The sequence below is a fragment of the Methylobacterium bullatum genome, assembly GCF_014845095.1.
In the GTDB taxonomy this organism is placed as follows: Bacteria; Pseudomonadota; Alphaproteobacteria; order Rhizobiales; family Beijerinckiaceae; genus Methylobacterium; species Methylobacterium bullatum.
Genome location: NZ_NKUG01000070.1, coordinates 71,219 through 84,347, shown reverse-complemented (window position 1 = coordinate 84,347; position 13,129 = coordinate 71,219). Strand labels below are relative to the sequence as shown.

Sequence of the window (13,129 nt, the reverse complement as noted above, 5' to 3'; positions counted from 1 at the left end):
AGCGTTTCAACGCTGTCCCGCGCCGATCCGCACATAGGTCCGAACCGGACCATAACCTGTCTCCGTGCGAGTATCGACGGCGACCCGGCCCCCGGCGATCGATCGGGAGGCGGGGTCGCCTTCGCGGGAGCGTAGGTCGAGCCCCGTCGTTGCCCGTCCGCCAATGCGGATGCAGGTTTCCGAGCCGGGAATGCGAATGAACCCCGAGCCGTGCCTGGGACAAGGCTTTGCCGCCTGCTGCAGTTGCGGCCTCATCGGCTCAAGCGCAAAAGCGAGAGACGTCAGGGTCGTGAGCACGCAGACAGCCAGGCTGCCGACCAGTGTTGCCCTCACCATGCGTGTCGTTCCCCAAGGCTCCGTCGGAACAATTCGCTATACCCTTTCGGCCGCGAACGATCGATACCGGTTCCCCTCCGCCATACGGTAACCTTTCGGTAAACAAACGTCCTTAATCATTGGTGACACGGTCAAACGGGAAGCTTGAGACATGGCGGATAAGGTCATCGGGGCGGCGGAGTCCGATCGGTCGCCGGAAGCGCTTTTGAAACAAGCCGTTAGCGGCGCCAAGGTGAAGCCCGCGCCGATGCCGGAGAAGCGTCGGCGACTGCCATCGATCTCCCCGCTTCTTGGCGGAGTGGCGGCGGCGGCCCTCGTGATCGGGCTCGCTGTGGGCGCAGGAGCGATGAGCCTCGTTTCGCCGAAATCCGATCCATCCTCGGAGCGGCTGGCGCAGATCCAATCCCGTCTGGAAATCCGCCAGGCGGATGTCGCCCGTCTACAGACCGAGATCGAGAAGCTAGGAAAGGTTCTCGCGCAGGTGCAGGATGCTACCGAGTCTGTCCGCAGCGAAGCGAAAAATCGGTCCGGAGCCCTCAACGACCGGATCGGCAAGGCCGAACAGGCTATCGTTTCGAAAGTCACGAGCCTCGCCGAACGGCAGGATCAAACAGAGCGAGACCAGACGGCAAAAATCGCTGCTCTGACGTCGCAATTGGACAAGCGAGCGGCGGCGCCCGCTCCGGCCGCTCCCGCGGCGGCGACGCAAGCCGCCAAGCCTCAGCAGCCTGAGCCAACGGAGACCGGATCCCTTCCCGACAAAGCAAGAGCTTCGACACCGGCTGTCATCGATGGATGGGCTGTGCGCGAGGTCTATAACGGTGTGGCTGTCATCGAAGACCGTCGTCATCGCCTCGTGGAGGTCGGTCCAGGGGACACGATCCCAGGCGTCGGCAAGGTCGATTCAGTCGAGAGACGCGGGCGGAGCTGGGCGGTTGTAACGAAACAGGGCCTGATCACCAGCCAAACTTGGTGAGCCGACGGACGATATCGAGTATGCGCGGAATCAGGACAGCTGTACTTCGATCTCTGGATCACGCAGGGAATGCGGATACCGCGCTTCAATAGTGAGGGGATCAGCCATGGCGCACCCGCGTGCAGCGCGGTTGCGGCCATGGGTCAGTGCCCGATCCTGCGCTTCCTGGGTGGGGAACAGAATGGCCGCGAGGAGAGCCTGCCCCTCGAATTCTGAATCCAGATTCTTTGCTTCAAACACTGGCATTGCGGTCACCGGACCTTGAGCCGTGCGAACTTCGCATGGGTCGTTGTGTGCGTATAAACCGACAATGTGGATTCCGGCAACAAGTTCCCGTACTCCACGATTGTTTACGCTTAATTTGCATTTTGCATCGCCACGAAGTTTTCGCAGTGCGGCAACACACTCGATTACAGATTCATACAATCTGTAATAGGCCCTCCTCCAAAAGTATAGCAAGTGTCAGCCGCCTCACCCCATCATGGGCGAATCAATCTGAAACTCAGCTAATCGTCGGGGGTACAAGTCTTAGATTTTCATAAAAAATTAAATAGAAAGATTTATCGTCAATTCATTTTCAAATTTAAAAATGGCGCCTCGCCCAATATACTACACAATCACTGCAAATTTTTTGGTATTTAATCACATCGATACCGTAGATTGATAATTTACCCGAAAATATTAGTCTTCAATGTACTTTATTCAATATTCTAAAAACTCGATGGCCCTCTGATGTGGCCCGCGATGCCCTTAGATGGGGTCGCCAATCGCTACTCATCCTCGTACCGAAGGACTCCCTGCCCAAGGTTCGATGTAAAATCGGCTGTTGCGCTCCTGTACCGATAAAGTGCGAGCGACACGAAAAAGGGCGCTCGCGCGCCCTTAATCGCCATTGAGCATTGAGCTTTGGTCGCGTCAGGCGACTGCAGTCGCCTTTACAGCCACACCCTTCTCGGTGAGGAACTGCTGCAATTCTCCCGACTGGAACATCTCGCGGGTGATATCGCAACCGCCCACGAACTCGCCCTTGACGTAGATCTGCGGAATGGTGGGCCAATTCGAAAAGGCCTTGATCCCGTCGCGGATCGCCATGTCGTCGAGAACGTTCACGCCCTTGAACGGCACTTCGAGGTAATTGAGGATCTGCACGACTTGGCCGGAGAAGCCGCACATCGGAAACTGTGGCGTGCCCTTCATGAACACGACGACGTCCTGGGAATCGATCTCGGTCTTGATGGCGGCGTTGACGTCGGTCATGCAGATATCCTTTCCAGGACTGAGGCGGGGAACTAGCGCTTGAAGTCAGTGTTTTTCCAGCGATTTCAAGATCGTCGTTTCGGCGATCCTCAAAAGCGCGTCGTCAATGTAGAATGGGGTGACCAGGGGATCGGCCACGTCCAAGGAGCATTGAAACGGCAAGTTGGAGATCAGCGTATTGCCGTATGCGGTCCGTCCCGGCTTGGCTAGTTCCTGGGTTGCGGCCCAGCCGTTGAACCAGTCGATACGCTGCGACATGGAAGGTTCGCAACGTCCGCGGGCACCGATCTGGAAGGCCTCAACCTCCCTGCGCCAATGCTCCACGGGGAGGGTGCATGGCGAAGATCGCCGCTCTAAGAGATGCGCCGGGCTTTGAGTGAGGAGGCCTTCACCGGTCTGGACCTGCGAACGACCCACTCTCTCGATCTCCTCGGCGACATTCTCCCCGTCCAGCATATTGGACAGATCGGAACGTCGCGAGAGGGATCGCAAGGCCGACGCCCGTTGCTCGGTCCCGCTCACGATGTCGTCGTACAGGCTCGGCTGGTCCATGGGGACGCCCTGTTGATCGCCCCTAATCTTGCGGGACACCGGTGGTGAGCGCAAGGGCGTGCAGGACGCCCCCCATCCGCCCCTGAAGCGCACCGTAGACGAGTTGGTGTTGCGCCACGCGAGTCTTACCCTTGAAGGCCGAGGAGATGACTGTGGCGGCATAATGGTCGCCGTCGCCGGCCAGGTCTTTGATCTCGATCGTGGCGTCGGGCAGCGCTTCACGGATCATGGCCTCGATATCGCGCGCATCCATCGGCATCGGACTCAATCCCTTTCGAGTGACGTTCAGACCGTGGCAGGCCGGGTCGCCATGTAGGTCGGCAGCCAGCCTTCATGCGCCTCGCGCAGATCCGAGACGGATATGGTTTCGCCAGCGGGCAAGGTCAAATCTCGCCCTCCAGCTAAGCCGATGACGGAGGCCGGAATACCCTGCGCGTTCGCGCTGTAGAGAAGGTCCGGCACGTTCTCCGGGTCGACGCTGAGGAGGTAGCGGGCCTGGTCCTCTCCAAAGAGATAGGCATGCGCGGGAAGACCGGCGGGCGCATCCGGCAGGGTCGCGCCGATACCACCGGCAATGGCCATTTCGGCGAGGGCCACGGCAAGCCCGCCATCGGAGAGGTCGTGCACGGTGTCGACGAGGCCCGAGACGATGAGGCTGCGCACGAAATCGCCGTTGCGGCGCTCTGCCGCGAGATCGACCGGCGGCGGCGCACCATCCTCGCGCCCGGAAACCACCGAGAGATAGACCGATTGGCCGAGCCAGCCTTCCGTGGCGCCCACGAGGACGAGCATATCGCCGTCACGCTTCAGCGAGATGGTGGCGTGTTTCGTGACATCGTCGAGAAGGCCGACGCCGCCAATAGTCGGGGTCGGCAGGATGCCGACGCCGTTGGTTTCGTTGTACAGCGAGACGTTGCCGGAGACGACGGGGAAGTCGAGGGCGAGGCAGGCCTCGCCGATGCCCTTGAGGCAGCCGACGAGCTGCCCCATCACCTCGGGCTTCTCCGGGTTGCCGAAATTCAGGTTGTCGGTGATGGCGAGAGGCTTGGCGCCCACCGCCGTGATGTTGCGCCAGGCTTCCGCCACGGCCTGCCGGCCGCCTTGCACCGGGTCCGCCTCGCAATAGCGCGGAGTCACGTCGGCGGTCAGGGCTAGCCCCTTGGGTCCGTCCTCGACGCGAACGATGGCGGCGTCGCCACCGGGCTTCTGCACGGTGTTGCCGCCGATGAAGTGGTCGTACTGCTCGTAGACCCAGCGCTTCGAAGAGAGGTCGGGGGAGCCGACCAGCTTCTTCAGGGCCTCGGCATTGCCGATCGGCGCAGGCACGTCGGCGGCCGCGATCACCGGCTGGTGCGTGTTGGCGATGTGCGGCCGGTCGTAGAGCGGGGCTTCGTCGCCGAGTTCCTTGATCGGCAGGTCGGCCATCGTGACGCTGTCATGCTTCACCACGAAGCGCAGAGTATCGGTGGTGTGCCCGATGATCGCGAAATCGAGGCCCCATTTCACGAAAATGGCCTCGGCTTCCGCTTCCATGCCGGGCTTGAGCACCATGAGCATGCGCTCCTGGCTCTCCGAGAGCATCATCTCGTAGGCGCTCATGTTCTCTTCGCGGGCCGGCACCTTCTCGATGTGGAGCTCTACGCCGAGATCGCCCTTGGCGCCCATCTCGACGGCCGAGCAGGTGAGGCCGGCCGCACCCATGTCCTGGATCGCGATGACGGCTCCCGTCGCCATCAGTTCGAGGCAGGCTTCGAGCAGCAGCTTCTCGGCGAAGGGGTCGCCGACCTGCACCGTGGGACGCTTCGATTCGGAGGCGTCGTCGAACTCAGCCGAGGCCATGCTGGCGCCGTGGATGCCGTCGCGGCCGGTCTTAGAGCCGAGATAGACGATTGGGTTCCCGACGCCTGTTGCCGCCGCATAAAAGATCGCGTCGGTGCGGGCGAGGCCCACCGCCATGGCGTTGACGAGGATGTTGCCGTCATAGCGCGGGTGGAAACCGACGGCGCCGCCCACGGTTGGGACGCCGAAGGAATTGCCGTAGCCGCCGATGCCGGCCACCACACCGGAGACGAGGTGGCGCGTGCGGGGATGGTCCGGAGAGCCGAAGCGCAGGGCGTTCAGCGCCGCGATCGGCCGCGCCCCCATGGTGAACACGTCGCGCAGGATGCCGCCAACCCCTGTCGCTGCGCCCTGATAGGGCTCGATGAAGCTCGGGTGGTTGTGACTCTCCATCTTGAAGACGCAGGCCAGTCCGTCTCCGATATCGATGATACCGGCATTCTCGCCGGGTCCCTGGATCACCCATGGCGCCGAGGTCGGCAGGCCGCGCAGGTGCTTGCGCGAGGACTTGTAGGAGCAGTGCTCGTTCCACATGGCCGAGACGATGCCGAGCTCGGTCAGGGTCGGATCGCGTCCGATCAGGCCACGGAAGCGCTCGTACTCGTCCGGCGTCAGGCCATGCTGGCGTACCAGCTCCGGTGTGATCGGAACATCGTTGCGGAACATGCGACCCCTCTCGACCGCTCAGGTATCTGTCGCAGCCCTCCCGATCTCGGAATGGGTTTGCGAGGTTCACCAAGTCCGGTCGGCTCTAGAGGGTAAGCGCCCGTGCTGGCAACTCATCAAAGCGGCGTCCGGCCATGCGGACTGGCGGAAACGCTGCGTCAGACGACCTTCTCGGAGGCGGGCTCACCTGGAAGACGCAGGCGATCGATGGCGCTGTGGATAGGCTCGGGACCAGCGACGAAGGCGACGTAATCGAATGCCTGTGGGTTCAGGCTCGACATCAGCAACTGGAAATGCATGCGGAACAGATTCCACTTGCGCCGGGCGATAATGTTCTTCTCGATCAGGTCGGTGATGCGGACATGGATCTCCACCGGCCGATGTGCAGGCGGGGAGGGCATGTCGGAGGCGCTGAGGACGTCGCGTTGGTGGACCGAAAGCCAGTCCCACTTCGCACGCACGTCAAGCCAACGGATGGCGCGGCATGCCGCCACCCGCGCGAGGGCCGCGCGCATCTCGCCAGCCGGTGCATCGAGGGTGATCCAAGGGATCACGCTGCCGATACTGACGAAGGAAACCGGCGTGCCACGCTGCCCGAAGCCGGGATCCTGCGTGAGGACCCTGTCGAGAGCCTCGACGCCGAGAAAGCTCGATGAGGAATGTCCGATGACGACGATCTCGCTTGCTCTGCCTTCAGCGGTGCGTATCTCATCGGCGAAGGCGTCGAGACGCCGGCGCATGCGCGTCTCGGCACCGCTGGCGTGGTCGTGGGTGAATGCGGCATCGTCCACGAGGTGGGCGACATAGAACGGTTTGGACCGGGTCAAGCCCATCAGGCCGGCGAGGAGGGCGTAGGAGAGGACCGGGATCGCCGCGATCAACCAAGGTCGCCAGCCTGACGGTCCGAGCAGAGACGGCAACGCCGCCAGGATCACCGATGCGACGATCAGGCCGGCATAGATCTGGTGGACGCCGATGATCACGCGGGCAAAGCGCTTGGCTTCCCGCCGAAACCTGCGAACGTATCCGCTGCGGTAGAGGCGCCACCATAGGGCGGGGACCTCCACAAGGCGTCGCCAGTTCGATCGCGGAAAGCGGGCGCGGACGATGTCGTCCCAGCGCAGCAGGGTATAGCGCGTGGGGGCCCCGTCCACGTTCACCGTCCAATCGAGGCGCAAGCCATCTTCCGACCGCACCGGGTCGCTCACGGCGATGGCCATGCGGCGCCTCACTGCCGTCAGTCGGCTCTCGCGCCGAAATAAGCCCCAATAGGTTTCGGGCTCACGCGGATCGAAACCCGGCATGTAAAAAATCTGGCGCGGAAGGAGATCTGTGGCGGGTGATTCCGAAGCGATGGGATGTTTATCCGTGCAGCAGGAGGAGAAGGTGGGCGGCGCCTGCAAGCGAAGCGCCGGAACCGGTCCCTACACGATCAAGTCGACCTCGTACGAGTGCGAATTCGCATCAGGCGTTGCCCCCGGCCCCATGAGCGAGATGCTCCGCGATTGCTGTGACGAACCGCTCCCCGTAGGCATCGCGCTTGCGCTCGCCGACGCCGTGGACCGTCCTTAGGGCATAGAGATCCACCGGCTTCGCCCGCGCCATCTCAATCAGCGTCCGGTCTGGGAACACCATGAAGGCGGCGATGCCCTCCGTGCGGGCGATGGTGGCGCGCAGGCCACGCAGGTGCTGGAACAGAGCTTCCGTCGCTGGATCGAGATCGAGGGTCGCATCTTCGCGCGCCGCGCCGCTGCGCTTGCGGTCGCGAGGCTCGGCCACCTTCGGCTCCGGGTCCGGCCGCATCTGGATCGCTTCGCGACCGAACAGGATGGCCTCGCCCTTTTCAGTCAGGGAGAGCCCGCCGAACCCGTCGTCGTTCTCCGCCACGGCACCGGCCGCGAAGAGCTGGCGCAGCATCGCCCGCCATGCCGGTAGCGGCTTGTCGGCACCGACGCCGAAGGTCTTCAGCGCCGTGTGCCCGTTGCGCCGAATCGTGTCGGTCTCCTTGCCGTGGACCACGTCGCAGACATAAGCCGCGCCGAATCGCTGCCCCGTTCGCACGATGGCCGAGAGCAGCTTCTGCGCCGGCACGGTGGCATCAATGAGCGAGATGCCGCTGCGGCACAGATCACAGCGGCCGCAGGGCTCGCTCGCCTCGCCGAAATAGCCGAGGAGCGATTGGCGCCGGCAGGTCGCCCCCTCGCAAAGAGCGATCATCGCCTCCAACTTGCGCCGCTCGACGCGACGGCGCTCATCGGGCACGTCCTTCTCGTCGATCTGCCGGCGGCGGAGCGACATGTCGTCGAGGCCGTAAATCGTGAGCGTGTCGGCGGGCAGGCCGTCGCGGCCGGCGCGGCCGATCTCCTGATAGTAGCCCTCGACATTGGAGGGCATGTCGGCGTGGCAGACGAAGCGCACGTCCGGCTTGTTGATGCCCATGCCGAAGGCGACGGTGGCGGTCATCACCACCCCGTCCTCCTGAAGGAACGTGTCCTGGTTCTTCATGCGCGTGCCCTGGTCGAGGCCGGCATGGTAGGGGAGGGCGTTGAACCCATCCTTGGCGAGCACCTCCGCGAGTTGCTCCGTGCGCTTCCTCGACGAGCAGTAAATGATGCCGCTCTCGGAGCGTCGGTGGCGCAAGAAGCGCTCGATCTGGCGGGTCGGGTTGTCCTTCGGCATGAAAGTCAGCCGGATGTTCGGCCGGTCGAAGGAATGGACGAAGGCCTTCAGGTCGCGACCAGCCGGGAACAACCGCTCGGTGATGTCGGCCCGCGTCGCCTTATCGGCGGTAGCGGTGAGCGCCACGGTCTGGACATTCCCCAACGCTTCGCGCGCCTTGGAGAGATCGCGGTATTCCGGGCGGAAATCATGCCCCCATTGCGAGACGCAATGAGCCTCGTCCACGGCCAGCCGCCGGACGCCAGCCCCGCGCAGGGCATCTATCAGCCCTTCCATCATCAGCCGCTCAGGCGAGACGAAGAGGAGCCGCAGATCGCCGCTGCGGATCTTGCGCCAGGTCTCCCGGGACGTCGCTTCCGCCACCGATGAGTTCAGGGTCGCCGCCTCGACGCCGAAACCGATCATCTGCTGGACCTGATCGTGCATGAGGGCGATCAGCGGCGACACGACCACCGTGAGCGAGGATTCGACCAGCGCCGGCAGCTGATAGGTCATCGACTTGCCCGAGCCCGTCGGCATCACCGCGAACACATCCGTCCCATCCAGGACGGCACCGATCACCTCGTCCTGTCCGGGCCGGAAATCGTCGTAGCCGAAGGTGGTCTTGAGGGCGCGTCGAGCTTCGTCGAGGCGGTCGGTCATGCAGGGCCCGTCATCGCGGTCAGGGAAAGGCGGCAGGCGGACGTCGCGCCGGCCATCCTTGGCACGGCAATGCCGCCGTCGAGGCCGTCATTTGCCAGGAAGGTGGCTTTGACCGCCCTGGACCCCGAGGTCAATCGTCGGGACCACCACCTCACCTCGATCTCGAGAACGTATCAGCGGGACGCGATCGCGACGGCAGCGCCGGCCATGACCGTCCCGGCTCCCCGGTTGAGCAGTCGTCGTGCCCTGGCGGAGGTCATGACGCGCCGGGCTCGTTCGGCCGCCAGGACATAACCGTAGAGGATGGTGCCGAGGACGAGAACGATGGTGGCGCCAAGTTCCGCCAGCCCCGGAACATCGATCCGGTCGAGGTCAACGACCGTCGGCAGCAGGGCCAGGAAGAATAGGATCACCTTCGGGTTGCCCAGGGTGACGGCGAGGCCGCCCGCGAACAGGCGCAATGCACCCTCGTCACGAAGAGGCTCCGCGTCGATCACGCCGACCCGGGATGTCCAGGCTTTGAACGCCAGGACAGCGAGATAGACCGCGCCGGCATATTTCAGTGCGACGAGGAGCGGCGCGAAGGTCTGCGCCACCAGGGCGAATCCACCCGCCGCGACGGCGAACCATATCAGGTCGCCGACAATGAAGCCCGCGACGAAGGCACCGATGCCGCGGGTGCCCTCGGCGAGGACACGCGCCACCAGAGCCGCGACGCCGGGTCCGGGGGAGGCTACGGCGGCGGCATAGATGGCGGCAAAGACGACAAGTTGCGCGATGGGAATGACGCCTGCTCCGATCGACAGTTGCAATACAGGGCATACAAAGACTTCACATCTTAAGTCACCCGAAAGGAGATGTCTGCTCAGATGGGCAAGGGTCAGCGGGTCGTCATCGCGGGCCGATGAAAGACCGGCGAGTTTATCCCATGATGGTCCTTCCCTTCCTCGGTTTCGCTGGCGCCACGGGGGCGGCTATCGCCGGGAGACGCGGCCTGGCCTTGCTCCTCTGGGGCCTGTCCCTGGGCGTGTTGCTGGCGTTGTTCCGCGAGCACGCCACCGACGCCCTGCCGCTCGTCTTCTGAAGGCCACGGAATGTCCGCATCGTCCCTCGCCCGCGCGCTCAACGCAGCGGGACTCCTTGGCTGCAGCCTCATTTTGCTCGTGGCGTTCTGGTTTCAGATCGTCCTCGGAGAATTGCCGTGCCCGCTCTGCGTCCTTCAGCGCGCCGCTTTCACGGCGGTCGGCCTGGGGCTGGTCCTCAATATCTGTGACCGGCCGAGACCGTCGCATTATGCCATCGTCATCCTGAGCGCCGTGGTGGGGGGTGCGGTCTCCGCCCGTCAGACGGCTTTGCACATCATCCCCGGAACCGGGACCTACGGCTCGGCCCTGTTCGGCCTCCATTTCTATGTCTGGGCGCTCATCGCTTTCACCGGCGTGATCGTCGCCGTCGCCATCCTGTGCCTGTGGGATCGGCAGTTCACCCCTGAGGCCGCCGTGTCCCGCCCGGAGACGGTCTCGGTCCTTGGGCAGCCCACCGGAACGGCGCCGACGGTTCTTCCCGGCACCCGGGCCGGGGCGCTCGGTCTTTCCGTGGTCCTGCTGTTTCTCGTCGTGGCGCTGGCCAATGCCGGCTCGACCTTTGCCGAATGCGGGTTCGGCCTGTGTCCGGACAATCCGGTGAACTACGAGATGTTCGATCGGCTCATCGCGCGGTGATTCAGGCGCGCACGATACGTCCGTCGGAGACCGAAACCATGTCGGCCCGGCCGTCCAATTCGACGAACAGCGCCGGATCGGCGCCGGTCATCCAAACCTGCCCCTGCAGGGCGGCCAAGGCATCGAACAGGCCGGCCCGCCGTCGCGGATCAAGATGCGCCGCGACCTCATCGAGCAGGATGATGGGAGCGATGCCGCACATGGCCTGAACCAAGCGCGCATGGGCCAGCACAAGGCCGATGAGCAGCGCCTTCTGCTCACCCGTCGAGGCGGTTGCGGCGGCTACGTCCTTCGGTCCATGGCGGACTACGAGATCGGTGGCCTGCGGGCCGACCAGGGTGCGGCCGGCGGCACGGTCGCGGTGGCGGCCCTGGCGGAGGGCGGCGCGGAACCGGTCCTCCGCCTCCAGGGCCGGCCAGACGGCCACGAGATCGTCGAGGTCGCCTTCCAGCCTGAGCCCCGCCCATGGAAAGGGCTGCGCGTCATCGCGGGTCTCGGCGATGAGGCGATCCAGCCGCTCGGCGGTCTCGCGCCGCGCCAACGCCACAGCGACGCCGAGTTCGGCGACTTCGCGCTCGACCGCATCGAGCCATTGCCCGTCGCTGGGTCGCTCTTCGAGCAGGCGGTTGCGCGATCGGAGTGCCCGCTCCAGCGCGTTCACCCTGGCGCCGTGCGTCGCGTCGACGGCAAGGACCAGGCGGTCGAGGAAGCGACGGCGGTCGCCGGCGGGCCCGCGAAACAAACCGTCGAGATCCGGCGTCAGCCAGACCACCCTCAGGAACTCGGAGAAGGCTACGGGGGAGCCTACCGTTTCGCCGTCGATCCGACACAGACGCGTAGCCCGGCCGTCGCCCACGGCGGGCTCGAAGCCCGTGCCGATACGATGCTCGTCCTCTCCCTGTTTGAGCGCGAGGGAGACCGCGAACCCGCCGGAGCCGGCATTCCGCGCCATGCTCGACAGGTCCGCCCGCCGCAGGCCACGGCCGGGGCAGAAGAGCGAAATCGATTCGAGCAGGTTGGTCTTCCCCGCCCCGTTCTCGCCGACAAGCGCGACGAAACGGCTCCCGACAGCGAGGTCGAGATCGGCATGGTTGCGGAAGTCGCGGCAGATGACACGGGTGAGACGCAGACCGACGACGGACGGTTCGTCGGTGGATGGATCCACGATGCCCGAACTTTCTTGGGTAATCGGCGAAACGACCTCGATCACACCCGCATCGGCATCAGCACATACAGCGCCGAAGCGCCCTCGCGGTCCTGGATCAGGGTCGGCGAGCCGGGATCGGCGAGCTTGAACAGAGCGGTGTCGCCCTCGAGCTGGCTGGTGATATCGAGGAGGTAGCGGGCATTGAAGCCGATATCGAGGGCGGAGGCCTCGTAATCGACGTCGAGCTCTTCCGTGGCACTACCGGAATCCGGGTTGTTGACGGAGAGGGCGAGGCGGCCCTCCTGCACGGCGAGCTTCACCGCGCGGCCGCGCTCGGACGAGATCGTCGAGACACGGTCGACGGCACGGGCGAACTGGTCGCGCTGCACAGTGAGGAACTTGTCGTTCCCCGACGGGATCACCCGCTGGTAGTCGGGGAAGGTGCCATCGATGAGCTTGGAGATCAGCGTCACGCCGCTGGCGAAGCGGAAGCGGATCTTGGCCGGCGAGAGGTCGATCTCGACGGTTTCGCCGCCATCCTCGACCAGCTTCTGAATCTCCGCCACGGCCTTACGCGGCACGATGATGCCCGGCATGCCACGGCTGCCCTCGGGAGCATCGATCTCGACGCGGGCGAGGCGATGGCCATCGGTGGCGACCGCACGCATCTTCAGCGCGCCGTCGACCTCGATCGTGTGGAGGTAGATGCCGTTGAGGTAGTAACGCGTCTCCTCTGTGGAGATGGCGAACTGTGTCTTCTCGATGAGGCGCTTGAGGTCGCTGGCACCAATGGCGAAGCTGGTGCCGAGTTCGCCGGCGGCGAGATCCGGAAAGTCACCCTCGGGCAGGGCACCGAGGGAGAAGCGCGAGCGCCCGGAACGGATCGTCATCTGCCCAGTCTCGCCGCTCGTCTCCAGCGAGACCTGCGCTCCATCGGGAAGCTTGCGCACGATGTCGTAGATCACATGCGCGGGCACCGTGGTGGCACCCGGATCGACGATGTCGGCGGGCACGGATTCCGTCACCTCGATGTCGAGGTCGGTCGCCTTCAGCTCCAGTCCATCAGGCCCGCTGCGCAGGAGCACGTTGGAGAGGATCGGAATCGTGTTGCGCCGCTCCACCACACGGTGCACGTGGCCGAGCGATCGAAGGAGAGCCGCGCGCTCGACAGTGACTTTCATCGCAACAACTCGTGGTCATTCTAAAAAAACGTCGCCCACCCCGAAAACGGTGACGGATGGAGCCGGCGGCTTGGCCGGTGAACTTGGCGAAGGCCCTGTCCGAACGCAAGAGCGCGGAACGCTCTATCCAGGG

At 64.3% G+C, this 13,129-nt stretch carries 14 protein-coding genes; 3 read left to right on the top strand and 11 right to left on the bottom strand.

Annotated elements, in window-relative coordinates; genetic code table 11:
* Positions 1-6: 6 nt before the first annotated feature.
* Positions 7-255 (bottom strand): porin, encoded by a 249-nt coding sequence (locus tag MBTS_RS10605; RefSeq protein WP_238253873.1) that lies wholly within the window; start codon positions 253-255, stop codon positions 7-9.
* A gap of 232 nt (positions 256-487) precedes the next feature.
* Between MBTS_RS10605 and MBTS_RS10600 the strand changes: the two genes are divergently transcribed.
* Entirely contained in the window at positions 488-1,312 is an 825-nt protein-coding gene (locus tag MBTS_RS10600) for a hypothetical protein (RefSeq protein ID WP_192215583.1), read from the top strand.
* A gap of 30 nt (positions 1,313-1,342) precedes the next feature.
* On the opposite strand, the gene MBTS_RS23760 is transcribed toward MBTS_RS10600, so the two are convergent.
* From MBTS_RS23760 to MBTS_RS10560, 8 genes are all read right to left on the bottom strand, one after another.
* Positions 1,343-1,738: a hypothetical protein gene (locus tag MBTS_RS23760; protein WP_238253861.1), complete on the bottom strand. Its 396-nt coding sequence runs from the start codon at positions 1,736-1,738 to the stop codon at positions 1,343-1,345.
* A gap of 489 nt (positions 1,739-2,227) precedes the next feature.
* A complete protein-coding gene (grxD, locus tag MBTS_RS10590) occupies positions 2,228-2,569 on the bottom strand; it encodes a Grx4 family monothiol glutaredoxin (RefSeq protein ID WP_018042617.1) in 342 nt (113 codons plus the stop codon).
* Positions 2,570-2,614: 45 nt separating this feature from the next.
* Positions 2,615-3,121, bottom strand: a complete 507-nt coding sequence (locus MBTS_RS10585) for a DUF29 family protein (RefSeq protein WP_192215582.1) — start codon at positions 3,119-3,121, stop codon at positions 2,615-2,617.
* A 22-nt stretch (positions 3,122-3,143) separates the two neighbouring features.
* Entirely contained in the window at positions 3,144-3,380 is a 237-nt protein-coding gene (locus tag MBTS_RS10580) for a BolA family protein (RefSeq protein WP_018042619.1), read from the bottom strand.
* A gap of 26 nt (positions 3,381-3,406) precedes the next feature.
* Complete coding sequence (gene purL / locus MBTS_RS10575) at positions 3,407-5,626, bottom strand: phosphoribosylformylglycinamidine synthase subunit PurL (RefSeq protein WP_192215581.1); 2,220 nt, start codon at positions 5,624-5,626, stop codon at positions 3,407-3,409.
* A gap of 158 nt (positions 5,627-5,784) precedes the next feature.
* Positions 5,785-6,846: a hydrolase gene (locus MBTS_RS10570; protein ID WP_238253859.1), complete on the bottom strand. Its 1,062-nt coding sequence runs from the start codon at positions 6,844-6,846 to the stop codon at positions 5,785-5,787.
* Between the two features lie 244 nt (positions 6,847-7,090).
* On the bottom strand, positions 7,091-8,947 hold the full coding sequence (recQ, locus tag MBTS_RS10565; RefSeq protein WP_192215580.1) for a DNA helicase RecQ: 1,857 nt from the start codon (positions 8,945-8,947) through the stop codon (positions 7,091-7,093).
* 173 nt (positions 8,948-9,120) lie between these two features.
* Complete coding sequence (locus tag MBTS_RS10560) at positions 9,121-9,759, bottom strand: LysE family translocator (protein ID WP_210322753.1); 639 nt, start codon at positions 9,757-9,759, stop codon at positions 9,121-9,123.
* Positions 9,760-9,875: 116 nt separating this feature from the next.
* Here MBTS_RS10560 and MBTS_RS10555 point away from each other — a divergent pair, with 116 nt between their 5' ends.
* Together MBTS_RS10555 and MBTS_RS10550 are read left to right on the top strand one after the other, a co-directional pair.
* Complete coding sequence (locus tag MBTS_RS10555) at positions 9,876-10,031, top strand: DUF5993 family protein (RefSeq protein WP_018042624.1); 156 nt, start codon at positions 9,876-9,878, stop codon at positions 10,029-10,031.
* Between the two features lie 10 nt (positions 10,032-10,041).
* The gene (locus MBTS_RS10550) at positions 10,042-10,668 is read left to right on the top strand and encodes a disulfide bond formation protein B (RefSeq protein ID WP_018042625.1); all 627 of its coding nucleotides are present in this window, start codon (positions 10,042-10,044) and stop codon (positions 10,666-10,668) included.
* Between the two features lies 1 nt (position 10,669).
* Here the strand turns inward: MBTS_RS10550 and recF are convergent, their stop codons facing one another.
* Positions 10,670-11,833: a DNA replication/repair protein RecF gene (recF, locus tag MBTS_RS10545; protein WP_147829029.1), complete on the bottom strand. Its 1,164-nt coding sequence runs from the start codon at positions 11,831-11,833 to the stop codon at positions 10,670-10,672.
* A gap of 41 nt (positions 11,834-11,874) precedes the next feature.
* Positions 11,875-12,996, bottom strand: a complete 1,122-nt coding sequence (gene dnaN / locus MBTS_RS10540) for a DNA polymerase III subunit beta (RefSeq protein ID WP_018042627.1) — start codon at positions 12,994-12,996, stop codon at positions 11,875-11,877.
* Positions 12,997-13,129: the final 133 nt, after the last annotated feature.